The following is a 25,052-nucleotide window of genomic DNA, read 5'->3' on the forward strand; positions in this document are numbered from 1 at the left end:
TTGTAGTTATTACAGTTTCGCGCTCACCCAGCTTTCAACACTGGCCAATGCCGCAGGAAGTGCCGCCGCATCCGTACCACCGGCTTGCGCCATGTCCGGACGACCGCCACCCTTACCGCCCACCTGCTGGGCGACCATACCAATCAGTTCCCCTGCTTTTACGCGGTCGGTCACATCCTTAGAGACGCCCGCAATCAGAGAAACCTTACCTTCTGCCACTGTCGCCAGCACGATAACTGTGGAACCGAGCTGGTTCTTCAGATCGTCGACCATAGTACGCAGCATCTTAGGCTCAACGCCCGCCAGATCGCTGACCAGCAGTTTGACGCCCTTAATGTCTACAGCTTTGCTGGAGAGGTTTGCACTCTCCTGCGCCGCAGCCTGCTCTTTCAGCTGCTGCAGCTCTTTTTCCAGCTGACGCGTACGATCCAGCGCAACGCGCACTTTCTCGCCCAGGTTCTGGCTATCACCTTTCAACAACTGCGCGATGTCGTGCAGCTGATCGCTCTGCGCATGCAGGCTGGCAATCGCGCCTTCACCGGTTACCGCTTCAATACGACGCACGCCCGCCGCCGTTCCTGATTCGGAAACAATGCGGAACAGACCAATGTCGCCGGTACGGGAGGCATGCGTCCCGCCGCAGAGTTCAGTCGAGAAGTCGCCCATGCTCAGCACGCGAACGCGGTCGTCGTATTTCTCGCCGAACAGTGCCATCGCGCCTTTCTTCTTCGCCGCCTCGAGATCCATGATATGGGTTTCGATTGGCAGGTTACGACGGATCTGCGCATTCACCAGATCTTCCACCGCGCGGATTTCTGACGGCTTCATCGCTTCAAAATGAGAGAAGTCGAAGCGCAGCACTTTATCGTTAACCAGAGAACCTTTCTGTGCAACGTGCGTACCCAGAACTTCACGCAGGGCAGCGTGCATCAGGTGCGTAGCTGAGTGGTTCAGACGAATGCGCGCACGACGAGCTTCATCAACGTTCGCCTGAACACCCTCGCCCACTTTCAGAGAACCGGCAGTCAGTTTGCCCTGATGGCCAATCGCCTGACCGTATTTCTGGGTGTCGCTTACGCTGAAGCTGAAACCGTTGCCTTTCAGTTCGCCTTTATCGCCAACCTGGCCGCCGGATTCTGCGTAGAACGGCGTTTTGTCCAGAATGACAACCGCATCCTGACCCGCGTTGATGCTGTCTACGGCTTTACCGTCAACAAACAGGGCGGTCACTTTGCCAGTCAGTTCCAGATTTTCGTAGCCTTTGAATTCTGATGCGCCATCAACACGAATCATCGCGTTGTAGTCAGCACCAAAACCGCTGGACTCGCGCGCACGGCGGCGCTGCTCTTCCATTGCGGCTTCAAAGCCTGCTTCGTCCACTTTGATGTTGCGCTCACGGCAAACGTCCGCCGTCAGGTCAACCGGGAAACCGTAGGTGTCATACAGGCGGAAAGCGGTTTCGCCGTCCAGCGTATCGCCCTGAAGTTTCGCCAGCTCTTCATCCAGCAGCGCCAGTCCGCGCTCCAGAGTACGAGCAAACTGCTCTTCTTCCGTTTTCAGAACCTGCTCAACCTGCGCCTGCTGACGTTTCAGCTCATCACCGGCTGCGCCCATCACGCCAATCAGTGGCCCAACGAGTTTATAGAAGAAGGTGTCCTTCGCGCCCAGCATGTTGCCGTGACGGATAGCACGACGAATGATACGACGCAGCACATAGCCACGGTTTTCATTCGACGGGATCACGCCGTCGGCAATCAGGAACGCGCAGGAACGGATATGGTCTGCAATAACGCGCAGCGATTTGTTGTTCAGATCGGTTGCACCCGTCACTTGCGCAACGGCTTTAATCAGAGTGCTGAACAGGTCAATTTCGTAGTTGGAGTTAACGTGCTGCAGAACAGCCGCAATACGCTCCAGACCCATACCGGTATCAACGGACGGTTTCGGCAGCGGCTCCATCGTACCGTCAGCCTGACGGTTGAACTGCATGAAGACGATGTTCCAGATCTCAATGTAGCGATCGCCGTCTTCTTCCGGGCTGCCTGGAGGACCACCCCAGATGTGGTCGCCGTGATCGTAGAAGATCTCGGTGCACGGACCGCAAGGACCGGTATCGCCCATCTGCCAGAAGTTGTCAGACGCATAAGGTGCGCCTTTGTTATCACCGATGCGAATAATACGCTCGCGCGGGATACCAACCTCTTTTTCCCAGATTTCGTAGGCTTCGTCATCGGTTTCATAGACGGTAACCCACAGACGATCTTTCGGCAGGTTGAACCAGTTTTCACCGGTCAGCAGTTCCCACGCATATTGAATGGCATCGTGTTTGAAGTAGTCGCCGAAGCTGAAGTTACCCAGCATTTCGAAGAACGTGTGGTGACGCGCGGTGTAACCGACGTTTTCCAGGTCGTTGTGTTTACCGCCCGCACGCACGCAACGCTGTGAGGTTGTGGCGCGGGAATAATTACGTTTGTCGAGACCAAGGAACACATCCTTGAACTGGTTCATCCCGGCGTTGGTAAACAGCAGAGTCGGATCGTTGTTCGGTACCAGGGAGCTGCTGGCAACTACCTGATGTCCCTTACTATGGAAAAAATCGAGAAACGCCTGACGGATCTCAGCGGTGCTCTTGCTCATAATTATCCTGAAATCAAGCTAACGAAATGTCGTAGCAAGCCTGTATCGGTAAAACGTTGGACAGACCAGCTACTGGAAAAAGTGGGAATAAGATAAGTTTTCTTTAGTGGGAAGTAAAATCCCGCATGCGTTCAATCCGCAAAATTACGCCAGATATCCTGAATATCTTCCATCAGAAAGCCGCGGTAGAGCAAAAAGCGCTGGATTTTAACTTTTTCTGAAAATTCACGTGGCAAGGGTTCGCCGTACTTGCGAATGGCCTGTTCTTTTGCCAGCGCGCACCAGTCTGTGTCGCATTCGCGCATGGCCTTTTCAATGGTTTCACGGGCGACCCCTTTCTGGTTCAGCTCCTGGCGGATACGCGCGGGGCCATATCCTTTGCGGCCACGGCTGGCAAGAAACCGGGAAGCGAAACGCTCGTCATCCAGATAGCGGTGCTCATAGCACCAGGCAATGACGCGGTCGTAATCTTCCGCAGTCGCATCAATCTCTTCCGGCCCGTTTTTACTCATGACGGGGGCCGACAGTTTTCGCCGCAACTCCTGTTCGCTGTGGTCACGGACGGCAAGAATGCGTACCGCACGGTCCAGTAAGCGTGCATAGGCAGGGCGGCGTGAAGTCGATTCACTCATAAAAAACCTGCTGATTCAGAAATGCAAAAAGGGCCGCATTAGCAGCCCTTCATCTTTAAACGAGAGAATTAGAAATCTTCGTTGGTTTCTTCAGCACTCGCGTTATCCACCACGAAATCAGGCGTACCGTCCTGGTTGTTCAGCAGAAGCTCACGCACTTTCTTCTCAATTTCTTTCGCCGCAGCCGGGTTCTCTTTCAGCCAGGAGATTGCATTTGCTTTACCCTGACCAATCTTGTCGCCGTTGTAGCTGTACCATGCGCCCGCTTTTTCAATCAGCTTCTCTTTCACGCCCAGGTCAACCAGTTCGCCGTAGAAGTTGATGCCTTCACCGTAGAGGATCTGGAATTCAGCCTGTTTGAACGGCGCTGCGATTTTGTTCTTCACAACCTTCACGCGGGTTTCGCTACCCACCACGTTTTCACCCTCTTTCACCGCGCCGATACGGCGGATATCCAGACGGACAGACGCGTAGAATTTCAGCGCGTTACCACCGGTAGTGGTTTCCGGGTTACCGAACATCACACCAATTTTCATACGGATCTGGTTGATGAAAATCAGCAGCGTGTTGGACTGCTTCAGGTTACCGGCCAGCTTACGCATTGCCTGGCTCATCATACGTGCCGCGAGGCCCATATGAGAGTCACCAATTTCGCCTTCGATTTCAGCTTTTGGCGTCAGAGCGGCAACGGAGTCGACCACGATAACGTCAACCGCACCGGAACGGGCCAGCGCGTCACAAATTTCCAGCGCCTGCTCACCGGTGTCCGGCTGAGAACACAGCAGGTTGTCGATATCAACGCCCAGCTTACGAGCATAAACAGGGTCCAGCGCGTGCTCGGCATCGATAAACGCACAGGTTTTACCTTCACGCTGTGCCGCAGCGATAACCTGCAGCGTCAGGGTTGTTTTACCTGAGGACTCGGGCCCGTAGATTTCTACGATACGGCCCATTGGCAGGCCGCCAGCGCCCAGCGCGATATCCAGAGAAAGCGAACCGGTGGAGATAGTTTCCACATCCATGGAACGGTCTTCACCCAGGCGCATGATGGAGCCTTTACCGAATTGCTTTTCGATCTGGCCCAGTGCTGCCGCCAACGCTTTCTGTTTGTTTTCGTCGATAGCCATTATTACTCCTGTCATGCCGGGAGAAGCGACTGTGCTTCACCGTGGATTTCTGTTCTGTTGGTGCAATTATACTGTATGGTCATACAGTATCAAGTATTTTGTAGAAATTGTTGCCAGAGCGTTTTTAATGCATAAACGGTTGCCTGACGACGCACGCTTTCGCGATCGCCGCTAAAGCACTCCCGGCGGGTGATCCCTTCACCTCTGGCGGTAGCAAAACCAAACCAGACGGTGCCGACAGGCTTCACGTCACTGCCCCCGTCCGGGCCCGCGATGCCGCTAATCGATATTGCATAATCCGCGCGCGCCTCTTTGAGCGCACCAATAGCCATCTCAATCACCACCGGCTCGCTGACCGCGCCATGCTGTTCGAGCGTAGATTCCCGCACGCCGATCATTTGCGCTTTAGCTTCATTACTGTAGGTCACAAAACCACGTTCAAACCAGGCGGAACTGCCGGCAATATCGGTAATCGCTTTCGCCACCCAGCCGCCGGTGCAGGACTCCGCGGTGGTGAGGGTCGCCCCGCGTTGCTTAAGCGCCAGCCCCACCACTTCGCTAAGCTGCATCAATTCATGGTCAGTCATTCTCGCTCCAGGCCTTAGAAAAACATGCAGCACAAGATAGCACTTTCTCGTCAGATATGGGGATGCGCTGCGGGATTTACGAGGCGGCTTCAGAAAAAAGCCGATGCGAGCGCACCGGCGGTGGCGAGGATTATTTCATGCTGTCAGCGAGGGTATCAACATTGTGGCGGAACGCCTTAACGTAGGTCTCTGCCACGCCCCCTTTTGCCGAGAGCGCTTCCGGGTAAAGCTCGCCTCCCGGCTGCGCGCCGGTGGCTGTAGCAATCTGTTTAACCAGCCGCGGGTCGAGCTGGTTTTCCATAAACCAGGTTTTCACGCCGTCCGCTTTAATCTGATTAATGATCTCAGCGACCTGTGCCGCGCTGGCCTCGCTCTCTGACGACAACCCCTGGGGCGCCATAAACGTCACCCCGTAGGCGCGGCTGAAATAGCCGAACGCGTCATGGCTGGTCAACACTTTACGTTTCACCAGCGGGATCTGGCTAAAACGCGTTTTGGCCCAGCTATCCAGCTGCTTAAGCTGCGCGATGTACGGTTTTCCGGTCGCTTCCAGCGCGGTTTTATCTTCTGGGTCGGCTTTCACCAGCCCGTTGAGAATATTTTGCGCGTACAGCGCCCCGTTCGCCGCGCTGTTCCAGGCGTGCGGGTCAGTGACGGTTTTGCCCTCTTCTTCGAGGGTATGCGTCTGCACACCACGCGACGCCACCACCAGTTGGCCTTTGAACCCGGAGGCTTTCACCAGGCGATCCAGCCACCCTTCCAGTCCCAGACCATTGACCACCACAACATCTGCCTTGCTTAGCGCCGCGCTATCTTTTGGCGAGGGCTCGAAGGTATGCGGATCGCCGTCCGGCCCCACCAGCGTCGTGACGTTCACATGGTCACCGCCCACCTCCCGGGTCATATCCCCCAGTATGGAAAAGCTGGTCACCACATTGAGCGTTTTCGCCATCACCGTTTGCGACATCATCCCCAGCGCGAGCGCCACTACGAATCCCGTACGTTTCATCGTTTCCCCTTGCGTTAAAAAAGCGCACGCAGGCTGCCAGCCAGCCTGCTGCGCGTGCCAAATAAAATGGAAATAAAGAACAGCGCGCTGGCGGTAAGCACGATGGACGGCCCCGCGGGCAGGCTGGCGGCCCAGGAGAGACTGAGTCCGAGCCACGCGCAGAAAATACCGCTGATACCCGCCATCAATAGCAGCCCGGGTAAAGTGCGTGCCCAGCAGCGTGCCGCTACCGCAGGGAGCATCATCAGCCCGACCGCCATCAACGTGCCAAGCACCTGAAAACCGGCAACGAGGTTAAGCACCAGCAGCGCCAGAAACAGGCCGTGTAATAAGCCGGGAACATGGCGGGCGTTTACCTGCAGCCAGGCGGTGTCAAAGGCCTCGGTCACCAGCCCACGGTAGAAAATCGCCAGCGTGATAAGGGTGAACATGCAAACGCCTGCCACAAACAGCGCGGCATCGTTATCCACCGCCAGGATGGAGCCAAACAGCAGGTGCAGAAGATCGACGTTCGAACCGCGCAGTGATACCAGCGTGACGCCCAGCGCCAGCGAACCAAGATAGAACCCGGCAAAACTGGCGTCCTCTTTAAGCGGCGTTCGACGGCTGACCAGCCCGGCCACCAGCGCCACGGTAATACCGGCAATAAAGCCTCCCACGCTCATGGCCAGCAGCGACATACCGCTGAGCAAATACCCCACCGCGACGCCGGGCAAAATGGCGTGAGAGAGGGCATCGCCCATCAGACTCATCCGGCGCAGCTGAAGGAAAACGCCCAGAGCAGTGGTACTGACGGACAACGCCAGGCAAACCACCAGCGCGCGGCGCATAAAGCCATACTCAATAAAAGGCTGAAAAAAGATATGCCAGATCATGCCACCCTCACCCGCTCGGTTTTCCACTGGGGAATGTCAGCGTCCAGCCGTAACGTCTGCGGGAAGTGGCGCGATACACGCTCGCTGTCGTGCAACACCGCAAGCACCGTTTGCCCCTGCATATACATTTCCAGCATCAGGTCCATCAGCACATTACAGGTAGCTTCATCAACGCCGGTAAAGGGCTCATCGAGCATGACCAGCGGCGCCTGCTGCACTAATACCCGCGCGAACAGCATGCGCTGAAACTGACCGCCTGAGAGCTCATCAATGGTCGTTAGCGCCATCGTTCCAAGCCCCACCCGCTCAAGCGCACCGGCAATGCGCAGCCGCATTTCACGGCGAAGGCCAGAAAAAAGCGACGCTTCAGGCCAGCAGCCCATGCTGACCACATCCTGCACGGTTAGCGGAAATTGCGCCTCCAGGGCATGACGCTGTGCCAGCCAGCCCATTACCGGGCGTTTTTTCTGCCAGTGAAAACGGCCGCTTACCGGCGGGATAAACCCGGCGAGGGTTTTCAGAAGCGTTGATTTACCGCAGCCGTTGGCCCCGAGGATGGCGGTCATGCTCCCGCATTCAATCACCCCGGAAAGAGGACGCGTGACCGGCTCGCGGTCGTAACCCGCCGTGAGTTGACTCATCACAATCATGGCAATGCCACCGCCCAGCACACGGCCAGCCCGATAAAGACAATCAGCGCCATCAGAAGCCGGACCGGCGCAGACAGAGAAAAAAAGGAAGTAGACATCTCATCACCACATCAAATGTTATAACATAACAATAATGAAAGATAATGCGGATGTAAATGAGCGGAGATTAACGGGAGTGTGGCGAAATGTTTCTGGATATCAGCCCAACCCTCTCCCGGCGGAAGAGGGTCGAACATCAAGCGTTACTGACTGAACGGCGACACGGCAGGCACGCGCGCCTGTGACACCGCCAGCCCCAGCTGCCATACGGCCATCGCATAGTGAGTGCTGTGGTTATAGCGGGTGATGGTGTAGAAGTTAGGCAGCCCGTACCAGTACTGATAACCCGTACCGACATCCAGACGCAGCAGGCTCGCCTGTTGCGTATTTCCCAGCGGCTGCGTTGGCGTTAAGCCTGCAGCGGCCAGTTGCGAAACGCTGTAGTTGGTTTTAAAGCCGTTCTCAAGCCCTGGTGCCTGGCCGTTAGCCTGCACCGCCACCTGACCGCCCGGCACCCAGCCGTGCGCTTTAAAGTAGTTCGCCACGCTGCCGATGGCATCCACCGGATCCCACAGGTTGATATGACCATCTCCGTTAAAGTCGACGGCATATTGCTTATAGGAGGACGGCATAAACTGGCCGTAGCCCATCGCACCGGCAAACGAGCCTTTGAGATCTAACGGGTCATCTTGTTCATTGCGCGCCATCAGCAGGAAGGTTTCCAGCTCAGACGAGAAATATTCAGCGCGACGCGGGTAGTTGAAGGAGAGCGTCGCCAGCGCATCGAGGATACGGGTTTTGCCCATCACGCGGCCCCAGCGGGTTTCCACGCCGATAATCCCGACGATGATTTCAGGCGGTACGCCATACACCTGCCACGCACGGTTCAGCGCATCTTCATATTGGTTCCAGAAGACCACGCCATTTTGCACGTTATCCGGCGTAATAAACTGTTTGCGATAACGCAGCCATGCGCCATTTGGCCCGGTCGGTACCTGAGCCGTCGGTGCCTGGCGATCCATCAAACGCAGAACATAATCCAGTCGCTTCGCCTGCGACAGAATTTCATGCAGTTGCTGGCGGTCAAAACCGTGTTTGCTCACCATTTTATCGATGAACTGCTCGGCCGCCGGGTTATTCGCAAAGTCGCCGCCCATCTGCATCATATTATGCTGCGGCTCCAGCAGGAATCCTCCGGAAGGCGCGCCAGCCGTTTGCTGCACGGCTTCGGTCTTGGGTTTGCTACTACAGGCAGACAGCAGAATAAGCGCAGGTAACAACGCTGCATAACGACGCTTGAACATGTGACATCCATTTAACGGGTTCGATAAGAACCCAGTATGGTAAAGCATCCGCAACACCTCAAGGAAGTGGTACGCACCTCCCCCACCAAATCTTTACGCTCCCCATCGCAAATCTGTGCAATTTTCATCCACACAAGACTCCCATTGGCAATTAACTTTCAAAATAATCCATTTTTCTTTCATTGTGAGATCTAATTAACACTTTAAAACCTTTCAAAGTGATTATTATTAGCCTCAGTTATACAAAAACAAAAAAGCCCCACAGGAGAGAAGAATGATAGAAACCATCACCCACGGCGCCGAGTGGTTCATCGGGCTGTTTCAGAAAGGCGGAGAAGTGTTCACCGGCATGGTGACCGGGATCCTGCCCCTGCTGATTAGCCTGCTGGTCATCATGAACGCGCTGATTAACTTTATTGGCCAGCAACGCATTGAACGCTTTGCCCAGCGCTGCGCCGGCAATCCGCTTTCCCGTTACCTGGTTCTGCCCTTCATCGGTACGTTTGTTTTTTGCAACCCGATGACGCTGAGCCTCGGCCGCTTTATGCCTGAAAAGTACAAGCCCAGCTATTACGCCGCAGCCTCCTACAGCTGCCACTCCATGAATGGCCTGTTCCCGCATATCAACCCCGGCGAGCTGTTTGTCTATCTGGGCATTGCCAGCGGCCTGACCACGCTTGGCCTGCCGCTCGGTCCGCTGGCGGTGAGTTATCTGCTGGTCGGTCTGGTCACCAACTTTTTCCGCGGCTGGGTCACGGACCTCACCACCGCCATTTTCGAGAAGAAAATGGGTATCCAGCTTGAACAGAAAGTCCATCTTTCAGGAGCCGCAGCATGAGCCGTATTCGTATTGAAAAAGGAACGGGCGGCTGGGGCGGCCCGCTGGAATTCGACGCCACTGAAGGCAAAAAAATTGTCTACATCACCGCAGGCACACGTCCGGCCATTGTCGACAAACTGCGTGAGCTGACCGGCTGGGAAGCGGTCGACGGCTTCAAAGAGGGCGAACCGCCTGAAGCGGAAATTGGCGTGGCGGTGATTGACTGCGGCGGCACGCTGCGCTGCGGCATCTACCCCAAGCGGCGTATTCCTACCGTGAATATTCACTCTACCGGTAAATCAGGTCCGCTGGCGCAGTACATCCTGGAGGACATTTACGTCTCCGGCGTGAAGGAGGAAAACATTCACCTGGCACAGGGGTCTGCTGCCCCTCAGAAAGCGGCCCCGCGTGATTACGACACGAGTAAAAAAATCACCGAACAGAGTGACGGCCTGCTGGCAAAAGTCGGAATGGGGATGGGCTCTGCCGTGGCCGTGCTGTTCCAGTCCGGGCGCGACACCATCGACACGGTGCTGAAAACCATTCTGCCGTTTATGGCATTCGTTTCGGCGCTGATCGGCATCATCATGGCCTCGGGTCTGGGCGACTGGATTGCCCACGGCCTCGCCCCGCTGGCGAGCCACCCGCTCGGGCTGGTGACGCTGGCGCTGATCTGCTCCTTCCCGCTGCTGTCGCCGTTTCTCGGCCCAGGCGCGGTCATTGCGCAGGTTATCGGCGTGCTGATTGGCGTGCAGATTGGCCTTGGCAACATTCCCCCGCATCTGGCTCTGCCCGCCCTGTTTGCCATTAATGCCCAGGCGGCGTGTGATTTCATTCCTGTCGGGCTGTCGCTGGCAGAAGCGCGCCAGGACACCGTGCGCGTTGGCGTGCCGTCTGTACTGGTCAGCCGTTTCCTGACCGGCGCACCGACGGTGCTGATTGCCTGGTTTGTCTCCGGCTTTATTTACCAATAAGAGGTTCCTGTGATGACCGTAATTTACCAGACCACCATCACCCGCATTGGCCAGAGCGCGGCCGATGCGCTCAGCGACAAGATGCTGATTACCTTCCGCGAAGGTGCGCCCGCGGATATCGAAGAGTTTTGCTTTATCCACTGTCACGGCGAGATGAACGGCGAGCTGAAGGCCGGGAGCCAGCTGGAGTTGGGTGACGCGCGCTACGCCGTGACCGCCGTCGGCGACGTGGCCGGACAAAACCTGCGGGAGCTCGGCCATATCACCCTGCGTTTTGATGGCCAGCCGCAGGCGGAATATCCCGGCACGGTTCATGTGGATGGCCCGGTTCCGCAGGCTGTCACCCCAGGCTGCACGTTGAAGTTTGTTGCGTAATTTAAGGAGAAAGATATGAGTCAGGTTGCCGTTGTCATTGGTGGGGGACAAACCTTAGGCGAGTTCCTCTGCCGTGGGCTTGCTGCAGAGGGTTACCGCGTGGCGGTAGTGGATATTCAGAGTGAAAAAGCCGCACGCGTGGCGGACACCATCAACACCGAATTGGGTGAAGGGATGGCCTACGGATTTGGTGCTGATGCCACCAGCGAGCAGAGCGTAATGGCGCTGGCCCGCGGCGTGGACGAGATTTTTGGCCGTACCGACCTGCTGGTATACAGCGCAGGAATAGCCAAAGCGGCCTTTATCAGCGATTTCGAACTGGGGGACTTCGACCGCTCCCTGCAGGTTAACCTGGTGGGCTATTTCCTCTGCGCACGCGAGTTTTCCCGTCTGATGATCCGCGATGGCATTCAGGGGCGCATCATCCAGATCAACTCGAAATCGGGCAAAGTGGGCAGCAAACACAACTCCGGTTACAGCGCGGCGAAATTTGGCGGCGTTGGGCTGACGCAATCTCTGGCCCTCGATCTGGCCGAATATGGCATTACCGTTCACTCGCTGATGCTGGGCAACCTGCTGAAATCGCCGATGTTCCAGTCCCTGCTGCCGCAATATGCCACCAAGCTCGGGCTGAAAGAGGAGGAAGTGGAGCAGTATTACATCGACAAAGTGCCGCTGAAGCGCGGCTGCGATTATCAGGACGTGCTGAACATGCTGCTGTTTTATGCCAGCCCCAAAGCCTCTTACTGCACCGGGCAGTCCATTAATGTCACCGGCGGGCAGGTGATGTTCTGATCGAACACGCTGATGCCCGTATCCCCCTCTCCTTCGGGAGAGGGAACAACAAGGAGCTCGTATGGTTACCGCACTCATTACCGTCGCCGCCATCGCCTGGATGTGCCAGCTGATCTTTGGCGGCTGGCAAATCCGCCAGTTTAACCGCGCGTTTGATGCCCTGTGTCAGAAAGGGCGCGTGGGCGTCGGGCGTTCCGGCGGGCGTTTCAAACCGCGCGTGGTGGTTGCTATTGCGCTGGACGAACACAATAGGGTCTGCGATTCCCTCATCATGCGCGGGATGACCGTTTTTGCCCGCCCGGCGAAAATCCAGGCGATTAACGGGATATCGCTGCAGGAATTACAACCCGATGTGATCTTTCCCCATGATTCGCTCTGTCAGAATGCTCTATCATTAGCGCTTAATCTGAAACATGGATAATTTCGTTGTGAACGCGATAAGCTTGCGAAATTATCATTTCGCAACCTAAGGAATTGAGCGCCTATGAAACCACGTCAGCGTCAGGCGGCCATTCTGGAGCATCTGCAAAAGCAGGGAAAATGCTCGGTAGAAGAACTGGCCCACTACTTTGACACCACCGGCACGACAATACGAAAGGATCTGGTATTGCTCGAAAACTCTGGTGCAGTCATCCGAACCTACGGCGGCGTGATGCTCAACAAAGATGAAGCCGACCCGCCTATCGATCACAAAACGCTGATCAATACTCACCAGAAAGCGCTGATTGCCGAGGCCGCCGTAAAATTTATCCATGATGGCGACTCCATTATCCTTGATGCAGGCAGCACCGTGCTGCAGATGATCCCGATGCTCAGCCGCTTTAACAACATCACGGTGATGACCAACAGTCTGCACATCGTCAACGCCCTGTCGGAGTTCGACAGCGAGCAAACCATTCTGATGCCCGGCGGGACGTTCCGTAAAAAATCTGCGTCGTTTCACGGTCAACTGGCGGAAAACGCCTTTGAACACTTCAGCTTTGATAAACTCTTTATGGGCACGGACGGTATCGATTTGAACGCCGGCGTGACGACCTTTAACGAGGTGTTCAGCGTCAGCAAAGCGATGTGCAACGCCGCGCGCGAAGTGATTTTGATGGCAGACTCGTCGAAGTTTGGCCGTAAAAGTCCCAACATTGTCTGCAGCCTTGAAAGCGTCGATAAGCTCATTACCGACGCAGGTATCGACCCGGCGTTCAAAAAAGCGCTGGAAGAGAAAGGGATCGACGTAATTGTAACCGGAGAGAGAGATGAGTGATTTTCTGTTAAACGCAGGCCGCCAGACCCTGATGCTGGAGCTGCAGGAAGCCAGCCGCCTGCCGGAACGTCTGGGCGAGGATTTTGTGCGCGCGGCAAACACCATTATCCAGTGCGAAGGTAAAGTGGTGGTCTCCGGGATCGGCAAGTCCGGTCATATCGGCAAAAAGATTGCCGCTACGCTTGCCAGCACCGGCACACCGGCGTTCTTCGTGCATCCCGCCGAAGCGCTGCACGGCGATCTGGGGATGATTGAAAGCCGCGACGTGATGCTGTTTATCTCCTACTCCGGTTCGGCCAAAGAGCTGGATCTCATCATCCCGCGTCTGCAGGAAAAATCGGTCGCGCTGCTGGCGATGACCGGTAAATCCCGCTCACCGCTGGCACTGGCGGCCAAGGCCACGCTTGATATCTCCGTTGAGCGCGAAGCCTGCCCGATGCACCTCGCCCCCACCTCCAGCACCGTGAATACGCTGATGATGGGCGACGCGCTGGCAATGGCGGTAATGCAGGCACGCGGCTTTAACGAAGAAGATTTTGCCCGCTCGCACCCGGCGGGTGCGCTCGGAGCGCGACTGCTCAATAAAGTTCATCATCTGATGCGGACCGACGAGGCCATTCCGCAGGTCAAACTCAACACCAGCGTAATGGATGCGATGCTGGAACTGAGCCGCACCGGGCTGGGTCTGGTGGCGGTGTGCGATGAAACCGGTAGCGTTAAAGGCGTGTTTACCGACGGCGACCTGCGCCGCTGGCTGGTGGGCGGCGGCAAGCTGGAATCCCAGGTTTCGGAAGCGATGACCCGGGGCGGGCTGACCCTGAACGCCGAGAGCCGCGCCATCGAAGCCAAAGAGGTGCTGATGAAGCGCAAAATCACCGCCGCGCCGGTGGTGGATGAGCACGGCAAGCTGTGCGGCGCCATCAACCTGCAGGATTTCTACCAGGCCGGGATTATTTAACCTTTGAGTCCCAGACGTTTCGCCAGCCGGTGCAGGTTGGCGACGTCCATTTCCAGCGCTCGCGCGCACGCCGCCCAGCTGCGGTTATTCTGCTCCAGCGCGCGGGCGATAGTCTGACGCTGAAACGCTTCCGTTGCGTCCCGCAGGTTCTCATGGGCCATTTCCGGCGTGGCAGGCGTAACGAACGAAGCGGTATCATCGCGCAATGCGAAATGCCGCGCGTGGATCACCACCTCATCTCCCGAACGTGTCGCCCGCGCCAGCACCACGGCGCGGTGAATCGCATGTTCCAGTTCGCGCACGTTTCCCGGCCAGCCGTAGCGCATCAGATGGGCTCGCGCGCCGGGGCTTAATACCACGCGGGAAAGCCCCATTCGTAACCGACATTGCTCGCAGAAAAACCCCGCCAGCAGCACCACATCGTCGCCGCGCTCGCGTAGCGGCGGCACGGTAAGCGGAAACACGCTCAGACGATGGTACAGGTCAGCGCGGAAATTCCCGGCCAACACCTCTTCGCGCAGGTCACGGTTGGTTGCCGCCAGCACACGCACGTTGACTCTCAGGCTGCGATCGTCGCCGACGCGCTGAATATCGCCGTACTGCAGGACGCGCAGCAGTTTGGCCTGAAGCGACAGCGACAGTTCGCCAATTTCATCGAGGAACAACGTGCCGTTATCCGCCATTTCGAATTTGCCGCTGCGGTTGCTGATCGCCCCGGTAAACGCCCCTTTGACGTGACCAAACAGCTCACTTTCCGCCACGCTTTCCGGCAGCGCGGCGCAGTTGAGGTACACCAGCGGGTTGACCGCGCGCGGCGAGGCTTCGTGGATGCCCTTCGCCACCAGCTCTTTACCGGTGCCGGTTTCCCCGAAAATCAGCACGTTTAAATCCGAGGCCGCCACGATATCGATCTCTTTTTTTAGCTGCACCATCCCCGGTGACAGCCCAATCATCTCCGTGTGTGCCACCGGTTCAAACGCCGACGGGCTGCCGGGAAGGATGTTCTGGCTCTCCAGCTGTTCGATCAGTAGCGCGTTATTCAGCGCACCGGCGGCCAGCGCGGCAATCAGCCGCAGCTCTTCATCGCTAAAGGTGTCGAACTGATCCGGCGACAGGCCGTCGAGGGTTAATGCCCCAATCAGGTTTTGTCCGGCAAACAGCGGCAGACCGATACAGGCATGAACTTTCAGGCTCTCCTGCCCCGGGATCAGCCCGTCGTAAGGGTCGGGCAAATCACTGTCCGCCGGAAAGCGCACCACGTCACCGGCCCGCGCGATGGTTTCCAGACGCGGATGGCCTTCCAGGGAGAAGCGTCGCCCAAGAACGTCCTGCGCCAGCCCGTCGATAGCCAGCGGAATAAACTGCCGGGCGTCGTAGCGCAGCAGTGCCGACGCATCGCACGCCAGCACCTGGCGCAGCGTCGAAATCAGCCGCTGAAAACGGTCCTGATGACCGATACCGGTTTGCAGTTCAATGGCAATTTTTGCCAGTACGTCCACGGAAAAGCTCATCTGCGCCTCACTGTCATTTTGACCATTCATATTGTCACAATGACCATAAATCAGATAGTCATATTGACTACCCATTACGGATGATAAAATTAAAAAACCATAAAAAACATCAACATGAAAAACTGGCACGCAACTTGATAAAGGCTAGACATCTTATTTGAAAAACGCCGTATTAATTGAGGTTGCTATGTCTATTCTGGTTAAAAATAACATTCATTGGGTTGGTCAACGTGACTGGGAAGTGCGTGACTTCCACGGAACGGAGTACAAAACGCTGCGCGGCAGCAGCTACAACAGCTATCTCATCCGTGAAGGCAAAAACGTGCTCATCGATACCGTCGATCACAAATTCAGCCGGGAGTTCGTGCAAAATCTGCGCAGTGAAATCGATCTTGCGGATATCGACTACATCATCATTAACCATGCGGAAGAGGATCATGCCGGGGCGCTGACCGAGTTAATGTCCTGCATTCCCGACACCCCGATTTACTGCACCACCAACGCCATCGACTCGATTAACGGCCACCATCACCACCCGGAGTGGAATTTCCACACCGTCAAAACCGGCGACACGCTGGATATCGGCAATGGCAAACAGCTGATCTTCGTTGAAACCCCGATGCTGCACTGGCCCGACAGTATGATGACCTACATGACCGGCGATGCGGTGCTGTTCAGCAACGATGCCTTCGGCCAGCACTATTGTGACGAGCGCCTGTTTAACGACGAAGTGGATCAAACCGAGCTGTTCGAACAGTGTCAGCGCTACTACGCCAATATCCTGACGCCGTTCAGCCGTCTGGTGACGCCAAAAATCACCGAAATCCTCGGCTTTAACCTGCCCGTGGATATGATTGCCACCTCTCACGGCGTGGTGTGGCGCGAAAACCCCACCCAGATCGTGGAGCTGTACCTCAAATGGGCCGCGGATTATCAGGAAGACCGTATCACGCTTTTCTACGACACCATGTCTAATAACACCCGCATGATGGCGGACGCCATTGCGCAGGGTATTAACGAAGTCGACCCGAACGTGGCGGTGAAAATCTTCAACGTGGCGCGTAGCGATAAAAACGAGATCCTGACCAACGTCTTCCGCTCCAAGGGCGTGCTGGTGGGCACCTCCACGATGAACAACGTGATGATGCCGAAAATTGCGGGCCTTGTGGAAGAGATGACCGGCCTGCGCTTTCGTAATAAACGGGCCAGTGCATTTGGCTCCCACGGCTGGAGCGGCGGCGCAGTAGACCGGCTCTCCACGCGTTTGCAGGATGCCGGTTTCGAGATGTCCATGAGCCTGAAGGCGAAATGGCGTCCGGACATCGACGCGCTTGAATTGTGCCGCCAGCATGGCCGTGACATTGCGCGTCAGTGGGCGCTCGCGCCGCTCCCCGACATGAACGCTAAAAACCCCGCGCCGCAGCAAGCCTGCGCCACAGCCGTCGCTGACGGTGGCCCTCGCATGCAGTGCAGCGTCTGCCAGTGGATTTACGACCCGGCACAGGGCGAGCCGCTGCAGGATGTTGCCCCCGGTACACCCTGGTGCGACGTGCCGGACAATTTCCTCTGCCCGGAATGTTCCCTGGGAAAAGAGGTCTTTGACGAACTGGCGACGGAGGCACAATGAACCACGGTATCGTTATCATCGGCTCGGGCTTTGCCGCCCGCCAGCTGGTGAAAAACATTCGCAAACAAGACGCCAGCGTGCCGTTGACGCTCATTGCCGCCGACAGCATGGACGAGTACAACAAGCCTGATTTAAGCCACGTTATCAGCCAGAATCAGCGAGCCGAAGACCTCACCCGCCAGACCGCGGGGGCGTTCGCGGAACAGTTTAGTCTGCGGTTATTTCCGCACACCTGGATAACCGACATCGACGCCGCCGCCCATGTGGTGAAAGCAAAAGACAAAACCTGGCAATACGACAAGCTGGTACTGGCGACAGGGGCGTCTGCTTTTGTGCCGCCGGTGGAAGGCCGGGAACTGATGATCACCCTCAACAGCCAGCAGGCGTATCAGGCCAGTGAAACCCTGCTGCGTGACGCGAAGCGGGTGATGATTGTCGGCGCAGGGTTGATTGGCACAGAGCTGGCGATGGATTTTAGCCGGGCGGGCAAAACCGTCACCCTGGTCGACCATGCGGCAAGCATTTTGTCGGCGCTGATGCCCGCAGAAGTAAGTAGTCGCTTACAGCATCGTCTGACCGATATGGGCGTACATCTGCTGCTGAAATCCCAGCTGCAAAGCCTGAAGAAAACCGGGAGTGGGATTCATGCAACGCTCGACCGCAGCCGCAGCGTTGAGGTGGATGTGGTGGTTGCCGCCACGGGCCTGCGTCCGGAAACGGCGCTGGCGCATCGCGCCGGTGCGGAAACAGGCCGTGGCGTGAAGGTAGACAGCTACCTGCAAACCACGCAGCCCGATATTTACGCCCTGGGTGACTGCGCTGAAATTAACGAACAGGTCCTGCCCTTCCTGCAGCCCATTCAACTGAGCGCCATGTACCTGGCGAAAAACCTGTCTGGCGGCAGTGCGCCACTGAAATTACCCGCCATGCTGGTAAAAGTAAAAACGCCGGCGCTCCCGCTGCACCTGGCAGGCGAAACCGAGCGTCCGGATCTGCACTGGCAACTCACCATTGAACCTCAGGGAATGGTGGCTCGTGGGTGCGACAGCGAAGGACAGATGCGCGCCTTTGTAGTGAGCGAAGACCGGATGAAAGAGGCTTTCGCTCTGCTGAAATCATTACCCGCTTAACGCTGATTCGCCTGCCACGCTAACGTAACCTTTGGATTTTATGGTCCACAGCCCCGATGTCCCGGGGCTTTTTTTTCAACGTCGTTTAGCCAGATAACGACAATGATGTTCAGACGCCGCGTCAGGAACGCACGACAAGCGCATCGTAGCCGCGCCAGCGATAGTTGATCATGGAAATCAGCCAGCAGGCAACGAACAGCCCGACCACCACGAACCCGGCGTTACCGAGGTTGTCATTAACTGCGCCAATGCGATCCCAGAGGCCTCCGCTGAGGGCAAATTTATCCATCAACAGACCCAGAGCTTCCAGCCCGCCGATAAACAGCGCCACCACCACGGAGGTGCCGGTTATGGTCATGTTGTAGTAAAGCTTACGCTGCGGCTTATTAAACGCCCAGCCGTAAGCACCGACCATCAGCAGATTGTCGAGGGTATCGACCAGCGCCATACCGCTGGCAAACAGCGCCGGGAAGATCATGATGGACCAGACTGACATCCCGTTTGACGCGCTGGCGGCTGAAATCCCAAGCACACCGATTTCCGTCGCGGTATCAAACCCCAGACCAAACAGGAAACCGACCAGGTACATCTGCCAGCTCTTGTTCACCAGGCGGAACGTTGCGCCAAACAGCCAGTTCATGACTCCGCCTGATGCCGGAAGCGGGATATCGTCACGCGTGACCTGACCGTTCTTCAGCGCCTGAAAATTACGCCAAACGCCGCGCAAAATCACCAGATTGACCAGCGCCATCGCCAGCAGAAACGTTGCAGAAACGGCGGTGCCAATCAGGCTGCCGGTTTCATGAAACCATGCCATATTCTTCTGAAACGCCGTGGCGGTGGCCGCAATGGCAATGGAGGCCAGCACCACAATGGTGGAGTGTCCCAGAGAGAACCACGCCCCCACGCCGGAAGGGCGTTTACCCTGCTGCATCATCTTACGCGTGACGGTATCAATGGCCGCGATGTGGTCGGCATCCACCGCATGACGGAGTCCATAACACCAGGCCAGCAGGCTGGCGGCCATCAGCGCCGTACTGCCGCTGAAGGTTTGCCATGCCCAGCCCCATGCCAGAAGATTAGCCATTACCAGAGCCAGCAGCAGAAACGCCGCGCGGGGTTCATTGCGTAAGAGTCGTAACATTTTACATCCTTTGTGAACATGACCGGGCGGCAGCAACCACCGCCTGCCCGAAGGAGATAGCGCCGTCACCTGACGGCAGATGATGAGGAAAAAGCAGCGTGAAGTCTGAGAGGTAATGGCGCAGTCGCGCGCGCAGCAGACGGTTATGTAACACGCCGCCGCTGAAGCATACGGTGGAAAGCCCCAGTCGCCGGGCATGGGAGGTGACAAGCTCCGCCAGCCCTTTCGCCAGCGCATCGTGAAACGCCCATGCCCGCTCGCAGGGTTCCGCCTGCCAGTTCAGCCACTGTTGCCAGAAGCGCGTAAGGTTTTCGGCCTGAAGCGTAACCGGATGTTGAACGTCGTGGCACTGCGCGGCCAGCGCTTCAAGCCGGCAGGCGGCCTCACCTTCATAGCTCTGGTTTTCTGACGTGATGCCGAGCGCGCAGGCCACCGCGTCGAACAGACGTCCGCAGGATGAGGCCAGCGGCGCGTTTAAACCGCGCTGAATGGCCGTAGCCAGCAGCGGCCAGTTTTGCCGCTGAACGTCACGCGTTTCCGGGTACTGCTGCCAGTCCGGCACAAACGCCAGGCAGTGGGCAAGTAAATTGCGCCACGGCTGCATGGCAGCCCTGTCTCCGCCCGGCAGCGCAACCGCAGGCAGACCGCCCAGACGTTCGCAGTCGAGATAGTTTACCCGCAGGCACTCTCCGCCCCACAGCGCGCCGTTTTCGCCCATGCCGATCCCATCCAGCGTCAGGGCAATGACATCTCCGCCCTCAAGCGGCCAGCCGTTTTCTGCCATGCATGCCGCCGCGTGAGCGTGGTGGTGAAGCACGGTGTCGATCGGCAAAGCCTGGGCTTGCGCCCACTGTCGGGCGTGATAGCCCGGATGGGCGTCGCATACCACGCGCTGCGGCTGAAACGCATAGATCTGCTGCATCATCGACAGCGCCGAACGCCACTGGGCCTCGACACCGTCGTCACTCAGATCGCCAAAGTGCTGACTCAGTACCGCCTGGTTACCGCGCACCAGACAGAAGGTATTTTTCATATCAGCACCGGTGCACACCATCGCCGGGACAGCGCTGAAATCGGCGGGCAGCGTGATGGCATCCGGCACAAAACCGCGCGCGCGGCGCAGCATCATACCGTCCTGATCCACCACGGAATCATCCATACGCTGCAGGATGTCGCGGTTGTGCAGCAGGAATCCGTCAGCGATGTCGCCCAGTTCATCCAGTGCCTGCTGGCAGGTGATGGCCGGCGGACGCCCGCTGAGGTTGCCGGAGGTCATCACCAGTGCGCGCTGACAGTCCATCATCAGCACATGCTGTAGCGGGTTAGCGGGCAGCATCAGTCCAACGGTGTCCAGCCCTGGCGCGATCGCGTCAGGAAGCGGAGAACACCATGCTTTTGGCGTGAGCACGATGGGCGCTGCAGGCGAGCGCAGCAGCGTTTGCACTGATTCCGGCAGTCCCTCCGCCTGCGGGATCATGACCGCCAGTGGCTTCATCGGGCGCTGTTTGCGCGCCCGCAGGGTTGCCACCGCCTGCGCGTTGGATGCGTCACAGGCAAGGTGAAAACCGCCCAGCCCTTTGATGGCGACAATCCCGCCATTTTTGAGCATGTGGACCGCCGCACTCAGCGCAGACTCGCGGGTGGCAACAGCCTCGCCCGAGCGCCATTCCAGCTCGGGTCCACAATCCGGACAGGCTACCGGCTGCGCGTGAAAACGGCGGTCAGCGGGATTGCGGTACTCGGTTTCACACGGCTCACAGAGGGGAAATGCCGCCATTGACGTGGCCGGGCGGTCATAGGGCATGGCGCGAATGATGGTAAAACGTGGACCGCAATGGGTACAGTTGATAAACGGATAGCGATAACGCCGCGCTCGGGGATCGCGCATTTCAGCCAGGCACGCCGGGCAGGTAGCGGCATCCGGCACAATCTGGGTGTCCATCGCTCCGCCCGCGCTATGGCGAATGGTGAACGCCTGCGGCACCGTTGCCCAGGTAAACGGCTGGCTGTCGACAGCATCGATACGTGCCAGCGGTGGGCAGTCCTGATGCAGCCTCGCGGTAAAGGCCCCCCCATTACCCGCGAGACGCACCAGCACGCCCTCTCCGTCATTACAAACGTCACCCGTCAGCTGTAGCTGATGCGCCAGTTGCCAGACGAAGGGACGAAACCCTACCCCCTGCACCTTGCCGCGCACCCGCAACTGTACGCCGTTATCGCCCATCGCGACTTAAAACAGCAGTGACGATGACGTGTCGAACGCGGCACGACGACGTTTTTCCGCGCTCATCTGCTCAAGCTTGTCGCGATCCACGCAGACCAGGGCGTGCGTCGGGCAGGCTTCCATACAGGCCGGGCCGGCATCACGGTGGTAGCAGAGGTCGCATTTATTGGCTTCCGCTTTTTCCGCGCGAACGCTCAGCCCCATGCCGCTGTTGCGCACAACCGGACGCACCACGACTTCCATCGCACCGTACGGGCAGGCAACCACACAGGTTTTGCAGCCGATGCAGCGCTCCTGCATCACATGCACGAATCCTTTCTCACGTTTGATGGCCCCGTTTGGGCAGACGTTAGCGCACGGCGCATCCTCACACTGGCGACAAATAGCGGCCGTGGAGATATTCACGCCTTTAATGACGTGGATCCGCGGTAAAAAGGTATCAGGGGTGAGCGATGCGCAATCCTGCTCCGCCTGATGGGAAACCACACACGCCACTTCACAGGTACGGCAGCCAATGCATTTACTGGCATCGGCCATAATAAAACGGTTCATCTGCTTCTCCAGCATTACAGTCCTGCGCGGAGATATACATAAACCGTGCCAATTATTAACCTGTTGATTTTATGCGGTTTATAAAATGACAGCAGGGTTGTCATCGTCAGAAGTGACGATGACAGCTGTCGACATCAGCGGTGAGGCCCGTCAGTAACCGAGTCACGCAGGATAAGCTCGCCGGAGAAGGTTTGCTGGTACTTAAACTCACCGCCATCCAGCAGGAAGATCAGGCGGCTAATGGTCTCTTTGATCATCTCCGTCACCGGAATGCGCACGCTGGAGAGCGAGGGGACGATGTAGGGGGCGATGGCCACATCGTCAAAGCCAATCACCGACACGGCATCCGGGGTGGCGATCCCGCGCTCATGCAGCTGTTTCATGGCACCAATCGCCATATCGTCATTACTCGCCACCAGCGCCGAAAAGGTTTCACCGCGCGAAAGCAGCTCAGACACCGCCGCCGCACCGCTGGCCGGGTTCCATTTCCCCTGCGCAATCAGCGACGGGCGCAGCGGGATCTGGTGTTGTGCCAGGGCGTCTTTGTAGCCCGAGAGACGCTCAACGCCCGTGGGGGAATCCAGCGAACCGGTGATAAACGCAATCTCCCGGTGCCCTTTCTGAATCAGCTGCGACACGGCGTCCTGGCAGGAGGCTTTATGATCTGACCAGACGCTGTGACTGCTGTTTTTCCGTAAGCGGCGGTTAAGGACCATAATCGGCTGTTCGCATTTCTCAACGATGTCGTCCATCTCATCCACGCTCAGGAAACGCGGGTAAATGATCACCGCGTCACAGCGCATATCGAGCAAATACTGAATGGCCTCGCGCTCTTCATCCGCACTGTGCTTACCGTCCGCCAGGATCAACTGCCGCCCTTTCTCTTCCGTCATGCGGGCGGCGTGAAAGAGCAGTTCGCTAAAATAGACGCCGTGATAAAGGGTGTTGGTGACCACCAGACCCAGCGTCTGGGTACGTTTGGTCGCCAGATTTCGTGCCAGCAAATTCGGGCGATAGCCGCTCTCTTCAATCGCCTGAAACACCCGGTCTTTGGTCTCCTGGCTGACGTAGCCATTGCCCGACAATACCCTGGAAACCGTCGCTTTCGAAACGCCTGCCCGCTTCGCGACTTCAAGCATCGTGGTCATCGTAATCTTCCATTTGAAACTACCAGGGCGCAGTGTACTGCACTGCAGAAAAATTGTCGCAGCGGCGATATCACGCTTTTTACCCCTCCAGGTGATCATCATCACGAAATGAAAAAATGTACAAAATGTGATCTTGTTTCATTCAAAGAAACTATTGATGATTATGTGGAACCGGTTTCCTACATTTCTCACAACGATAACAGGATTACATCCGATGGCCAAAAATTACGCTGCGCTGGCGAATGACGTTGTCAGCGCGCTCGGCGGCAGAGACAACATCGTCGCCGTCACCCACTGCATGACGCGACTGCGTTTCGTCCTCAAAGACGAAAGCCTCACCGATGCCCCGCGCCTGAAAAGCATTAACGGCGTGCTCGGCGTGGTCCGCAACGACAACCAGTGCCAGGTGATCATTGGCAACACCGTGTCTCAGGCCTACCGCGAAGTGGTAAGCCTGCTGCCCACCGACCTGCAGCCTGCCGTACCGGAAGGCCCGCAGAAAATGACCCTGCGCCGCATCGGTGCCGGGATCCTCGATGCGCTGATCGGCACCATGTCACCGCTGATCCCGGCGATCATCGGCGGTTCAATGGTCAAACTGCTGGCAATGATCCTGGAGATGACCGGCGTCCTGGAAAAAGGGGCACCGACGCTCACCCTTCTGACGCTGATTGGCGATGGCGCGTTCTTCTTCCTGCCGCTGATGGTCGCCGCCTCTGCCGCAGTGAAATTCAAAACCAACATGTCGCTGGCGATTGCCATCGCGGGCGTGCTGGTACATCCGGGCTTTATCGAACTGATGGCGAAAGCCGCACAGGGCGAGCACGTTGAATTCGCCTTTATTCCGGTGACGGCAGTGAAATACACCTACACGGTCATCCCGGCGCTGGTGATGACCTGGTGCCTGTCGTACATCGAACGCTGGGTTGATCGTATTACGCCGGCGGTCACGAAAAACTTCCTTAAACCGATGCTGATCGTTCTGATTGCCGCCCCGCTCGCCATTGTGCTGATAGGGCCGCTCGGGATCTGGATCGGGAGCGCGATTTCAGCGCTGGTCTACACTATTCACGGCTATCTGGGCTGGCTCTCCGTGGCCATTATGGGCGCCCTCTGGCCGCTGCTGGTGATGACCGGGATGCACCGCGTATTTACGCCGACGATCATTCAGACCATTGCCGAGACGGGCAAAGAGGGAATGGTTATGCCGTCGGAAATCGGAGCCAACCTGTCGCTCGGCGGTTCATCGCTGGCGGTGGCATGGAAAACGAAAAACCCGGAACTGCGCCAGACGGCGCTGGCGGCAGCGGCTTCTGCCATCATGGCAGGCATTTCAGAACCTGCCCTCTATGGTGTGGCGGTACGCCTGAAACGCCCGCTGATTGCGAGCCTTATCAGCGGCTTCATCTGCGGGGCAGTGGCTGGCATAGCCGGTCTTGCCAGCCATTCAATGGCGGCGCCGGGGCTGTTTACCAGCGTACAGTTCTTCGATCCGGCCAACCCAATGACCATCGTCTGGGTATTCGGGGTCATGGCGCTGGCGGTTGTGCTCTCGTTTGTTCTGACCCTGATTTTAGGTTTTGAAGATATCCCGGTCGAAGACGACGCTGAGAAAGCACGCGCCCTGCAGAGCGCTCCGGTTCAGGCCAAAGCAGCACAAGTCTAAATTTATAGCG

The 25,052-nt window shown here is 57.4% G+C and carries 23 protein-coding genes; 10 read left to right on the forward strand and 13 right to left on the reverse strand.

Annotated features, from left to right (window positions below; genetic code table 11):
• Positions 1–9 precede the first annotated feature (9 nt).
• The 8 genes from alaS to mltB all read right to left on the reverse strand — a co-directional run bounded on the left by alaS (position 10) and on the right by mltB (position 8,860).
• Positions 10–2,637, reverse strand: a complete 2,628-nt coding sequence (alaS, locus tag HV242_RS18310; protein WP_025203392.1) for an alanine--tRNA ligase — start codon at positions 2,635–2,637, stop codon at positions 10–12.
• Between the two features lie 131 nt (positions 2,638–2,768).
• The gene (recX, locus tag HV242_RS18315; protein WP_014171334.1) at positions 2,769–3,269 is read right to left on the reverse strand and encodes a recombination regulator RecX; all 501 of its coding nucleotides are present in this window, start codon (positions 3,267–3,269) and stop codon (positions 2,769–2,771) included.
• Positions 3,270–3,337: 68 nt separating this feature from the next.
• Positions 3,338–4,396, reverse strand: coding sequence for a recombinase RecA (gene recA, locus HV242_RS18320; RefSeq protein ID WP_047366622.1), 1,059 nt, complete (start codon positions 4,394–4,396; stop codon positions 3,338–3,340).
• Between the two features lie 89 nt (positions 4,397–4,485).
• Positions 4,486–4,983: a nicotinamide-nucleotide amidase gene (pncC, locus tag HV242_RS18325; RefSeq protein WP_020883854.1), complete on the reverse strand. Its 498-nt coding sequence runs from the start codon at positions 4,981–4,983 to the stop codon at positions 4,486–4,488.
• A 130-nt stretch (positions 4,984–5,113) separates the two neighbouring features.
• On the reverse strand, positions 5,114–5,992 hold the full coding sequence (locus tag HV242_RS18330) for a metal ABC transporter substrate-binding protein (protein ID WP_020883853.1): 879 nt from the start codon (positions 5,990–5,992) through the stop codon (positions 5,114–5,116).
• A gap of 14 nt (positions 5,993–6,006) precedes the next feature.
• Positions 6,007–6,867: a metal ABC transporter permease gene (locus HV242_RS18335; RefSeq protein WP_025203390.1), complete on the reverse strand. Its 861-nt coding sequence runs from the start codon at positions 6,865–6,867 to the stop codon at positions 6,007–6,009.
• Positions 6,864–7,517 carry a metal ABC transporter ATP-binding protein gene (locus tag HV242_RS18340; RefSeq protein ID WP_044866114.1) on the reverse strand — a complete coding sequence of 218 codons (654 nt, stop codon included), beginning with the start codon at positions 7,515–7,517 and terminating at the stop codon, positions 6,864–6,866. Before HV242_RS18340 ends, HV242_RS18335 begins: the two co-directional genes overlap by 4 nt.
• Before the next feature lie 242 nt (positions 7,518–7,759).
• A complete protein-coding gene (gene mltB / locus HV242_RS18345) occupies positions 7,760–8,860 on the reverse strand; it encodes a lytic murein transglycosylase B (RefSeq protein WP_168769595.1) in 1,101 nt (366 codons plus the stop codon).
• 274 nt (positions 8,861–9,134) lie between these two features.
• Here mltB and srlA point away from each other — a divergent pair, with 274 nt between their 5' ends.
• The 7 genes from srlA to gutQ all read left to right on the forward strand — a co-directional run bounded on the left by srlA (position 9,135) and on the right by gutQ (position 14,040).
• Positions 9,135–9,698: a PTS glucitol/sorbitol transporter subunit IIC gene (gene srlA, locus HV242_RS18350; protein WP_014171343.1), complete on the forward strand. Its 564-nt coding sequence runs from the start codon at positions 9,135–9,137 to the stop codon at positions 9,696–9,698.
• Positions 9,695–10,654 (forward strand): PTS glucitol/sorbitol transporter subunit IIB, encoded by a 960-nt coding sequence (gene srlE / locus HV242_RS18355; RefSeq protein ID WP_014171344.1) that lies wholly within the window; start codon positions 9,695–9,697, stop codon positions 10,652–10,654. Before srlA ends, srlE begins: the two co-directional genes overlap by 4 nt.
• 12 nt (positions 10,655–10,666) lie before the next feature.
• A complete protein-coding gene (gene srlB / locus HV242_RS18360) occupies positions 10,667–11,029 on the forward strand; it encodes a PTS glucitol/sorbitol transporter subunit IIA (RefSeq protein WP_020883848.1) in 363 nt (120 codons plus the stop codon).
• Between the two features lie 15 nt (positions 11,030–11,044).
• Positions 11,045–11,824 (forward strand): sorbitol-6-phosphate dehydrogenase, encoded by a 780-nt coding sequence (gene srlD / locus HV242_RS18365; RefSeq protein WP_014171346.1) that lies wholly within the window; start codon positions 11,045–11,047, stop codon positions 11,822–11,824.
• A 61-nt stretch (positions 11,825–11,885) separates the two neighbouring features.
• Positions 11,886–12,245, forward strand: coding sequence for a transcriptional regulator GutM (gutM, locus tag HV242_RS18370; RefSeq protein WP_020883847.1), 360 nt, complete (start codon positions 11,886–11,888; stop codon positions 12,243–12,245).
• Between the two features lie 63 nt (positions 12,246–12,308).
• On the forward strand, positions 12,309–13,082 hold the full coding sequence (srlR, locus tag HV242_RS18375) for a glucitol operon DNA-binding transcriptional repressor SrlR (RefSeq protein ID WP_014171348.1): 774 nt from the start codon (positions 12,309–12,311) through the stop codon (positions 13,080–13,082).
• Positions 13,075–14,040 (forward strand): arabinose-5-phosphate isomerase GutQ, encoded by a 966-nt coding sequence (gene gutQ, locus HV242_RS18380; RefSeq protein WP_020883846.1) that lies wholly within the window; start codon positions 13,075–13,077, stop codon positions 14,038–14,040. The genes srlR and gutQ overlap by 8 nt, the downstream gene beginning before the upstream one ends.
• Here the strand turns inward: gutQ and norR are convergent.
• A complete protein-coding gene (gene norR / locus HV242_RS18385; protein ID WP_063858437.1) occupies positions 14,037–15,551 on the reverse strand; it encodes a nitric oxide reductase transcriptional regulator NorR in 1,515 nt (504 codons plus the stop codon). The two genes, gutQ and norR, sit on opposite strands and share 4 nt — an antisense overlap.
• A 187-nt stretch (positions 15,552–15,738) precedes the next feature.
• On the opposite strand from norR, the gene norV reads away from it, so the two are divergent.
• Positions 15,739–17,178 carry an anaerobic nitric oxide reductase flavorubredoxin gene (gene norV / locus HV242_RS18390; RefSeq protein ID WP_063858407.1) on the forward strand — a complete coding sequence of 480 codons (1,440 nt, stop codon included), beginning with the start codon at positions 15,739–15,741 and terminating at the stop codon, positions 17,176–17,178.
• Complete coding sequence (gene norW / locus HV242_RS18395) at positions 17,175–18,308, forward strand: NADH:flavorubredoxin reductase NorW (RefSeq protein ID WP_063858408.1); 1,134 nt, start codon at positions 17,175–17,177, stop codon at positions 18,306–18,308. Before norV ends, norW begins: the two co-directional genes overlap by 4 nt.
• A 121-nt stretch (positions 18,309–18,429) precedes the next feature.
• Here the strand turns inward: norW and HV242_RS18400 are convergent, their stop codons facing one another.
• The 4 genes from HV242_RS18400 to HV242_RS18415 form a co-directional block, all read right to left on the reverse strand.
• Positions 18,430–19,452: a HoxN/HupN/NixA family nickel/cobalt transporter gene (locus HV242_RS18400; protein WP_059306139.1), complete on the reverse strand. Its 1,023-nt coding sequence runs from the start codon at positions 19,450–19,452 to the stop codon at positions 18,430–18,432.
• A gap of 1 nt (position 19,453) precedes the next feature.
• Positions 19,454–21,676 carry a carbamoyltransferase HypF gene (hypF, locus tag HV242_RS18405; RefSeq protein ID WP_181616857.1) on the reverse strand — a complete coding sequence of 741 codons (2,223 nt, stop codon included), beginning with the start codon at positions 21,674–21,676 and terminating at the stop codon, positions 19,454–19,456.
• Between the two features lie 6 nt (positions 21,677–21,682).
• Positions 21,683–22,228 (reverse strand): electron transport protein HydN, encoded by a 546-nt coding sequence (gene hydN / locus HV242_RS18410; protein ID WP_023308960.1) that lies wholly within the window; start codon positions 22,226–22,228, stop codon positions 21,683–21,685.
• A 134-nt stretch (positions 22,229–22,362) separates the two neighbouring features.
• A complete protein-coding gene (locus tag HV242_RS18415) occupies positions 22,363–23,376 on the reverse strand; it encodes a LacI family DNA-binding transcriptional regulator (protein ID WP_020883840.1) in 1,014 nt (337 codons plus the stop codon).
• 214 nt (positions 23,377–23,590) lie between these two features.
• Between HV242_RS18415 and ascF the strand changes: the two genes are divergently transcribed.
• Positions 23,591–25,042, forward strand: coding sequence for a PTS cellobiose/arbutin/salicin transporter subunit IIBC (ascF, locus tag HV242_RS18420; protein ID WP_063858410.1), 1,452 nt, complete (start codon positions 23,591–23,593; stop codon positions 25,040–25,042).
• The last annotated feature ends 10 nt before the right edge of the window (positions 25,043–25,052 follow it).

Origin of the sequence: Enterobacter sp. RHBSTW-00593 (genome assembly GCF_013784105.1) — a bacterium.
Taxonomy (GTDB): Bacteria; Pseudomonadota; Gammaproteobacteria; order Enterobacterales; family Enterobacteriaceae; genus Enterobacter; species Enterobacter ludwigii.

What these genes read in the sequence shown, in the direction of transcription:
- alaS (WP_025203392.1), bottom strand. Translation starts at nt 2,637, where the DNA reads ATGAGCAAGAGCACCGCTGAGATCCGTCAGGCGTTTCTCGATTTTTTC.
- recX (WP_014171334.1), bottom strand. Translation starts at nt 3,269, where the DNA reads ATGAGTGAATCGACTTCACGCCGCCCTGCCTATGCACGCTTACTGGAC.
- recA (WP_047366622.1), bottom strand. Translation starts at nt 4,396, where the DNA reads ATGGCTATCGACGAAAACAAACAGAAAGCGTTGGCGGCAGCACTGGGC.
- pncC (WP_020883854.1), bottom strand. Translation starts at nt 4,983, where the DNA reads ATGACTGACCATGAATTGATGCAGCTTAGCGAAGTGGTGGGGCTGGCG.
- HV242_RS18330 (WP_020883853.1), bottom strand. Translation starts at nt 5,992, where the DNA reads ATGAAACGTACGGGATTCGTAGTGGCGCTCGCGCTGGGGATGATGTCG.
- HV242_RS18335 (WP_025203390.1), bottom strand. Translation starts at nt 6,867, where the DNA reads ATGATCTGGCATATCTTTTTTCAGCCTTTTATTGAGTATGGCTTTATG.
- HV242_RS18340 (WP_044866114.1), bottom strand. Translation starts at nt 7,517, where the DNA reads ATGATTGTGATGAGTCAACTCACGGCGGGTTACGACCGCGAGCCGGTC.
- mltB (WP_168769595.1), bottom strand. Translation starts at nt 8,860, where the DNA reads ATGTTCAAGCGTCGTTATGCAGCGTTGTTACCTGCGCTTATTCTGCTG.
- srlA (WP_014171343.1), top strand. Translation starts at nt 9,135, where the DNA reads ATGATAGAAACCATCACCCACGGCGCCGAGTGGTTCATCGGGCTGTTT.
- srlE (WP_014171344.1), top strand. Translation starts at nt 9,695, where the DNA reads ATGAGCCGTATTCGTATTGAAAAAGGAACGGGCGGCTGGGGCGGCCCG.
- srlB (WP_020883848.1), top strand. Translation starts at nt 10,667, where the DNA reads ATGACCGTAATTTACCAGACCACCATCACCCGCATTGGCCAGAGCGCG.
- srlD (WP_014171346.1), top strand. Translation starts at nt 11,045, where the DNA reads ATGAGTCAGGTTGCCGTTGTCATTGGTGGGGGACAAACCTTAGGCGAG.
- gutM (WP_020883847.1), top strand. Translation starts at nt 11,886, where the DNA reads ATGGTTACCGCACTCATTACCGTCGCCGCCATCGCCTGGATGTGCCAG.
- srlR (WP_014171348.1), top strand. Translation starts at nt 12,309, where the DNA reads ATGAAACCACGTCAGCGTCAGGCGGCCATTCTGGAGCATCTGCAAAAG.
- gutQ (WP_020883846.1), top strand. Translation starts at nt 13,075, where the DNA reads ATGAGTGATTTTCTGTTAAACGCAGGCCGCCAGACCCTGATGCTGGAG.
- norR (WP_063858437.1), bottom strand. Translation starts at nt 15,551, where the DNA reads ATGAGCTTTTCCGTGGACGTACTGGCAAAAATTGCCATTGAACTGCAA.
- norV (WP_063858407.1), top strand. Translation starts at nt 15,739, where the DNA reads ATGTCTATTCTGGTTAAAAATAACATTCATTGGGTTGGTCAACGTGAC.
- norW (WP_063858408.1), top strand. Translation starts at nt 17,175, where the DNA reads ATGAACCACGGTATCGTTATCATCGGCTCGGGCTTTGCCGCCCGCCAG.
- HV242_RS18400 (WP_059306139.1), bottom strand. Translation starts at nt 19,452, where the DNA reads ATGTTACGACTCTTACGCAATGAACCCCGCGCGGCGTTTCTGCTGCTG.
- hypF (WP_181616857.1), bottom strand. Translation starts at nt 21,676, where the DNA reads ATGGGCGATAACGGCGTACAGTTGCGGGTGCGCGGCAAGGTGCAGGGG.
- hydN (WP_023308960.1), bottom strand. Translation starts at nt 22,228, where the DNA reads ATGAACCGTTTTATTATGGCCGATGCCAGTAAATGCATTGGCTGCCGT.
- HV242_RS18415 (WP_020883840.1), bottom strand. Translation starts at nt 23,376, where the DNA reads ATGACCACGATGCTTGAAGTCGCGAAGCGGGCAGGCGTTTCGAAAGCG.
- ascF (WP_063858410.1), top strand. Translation starts at nt 23,591, where the DNA reads ATGGCCAAAAATTACGCTGCGCTGGCGAATGACGTTGTCAGCGCGCTC.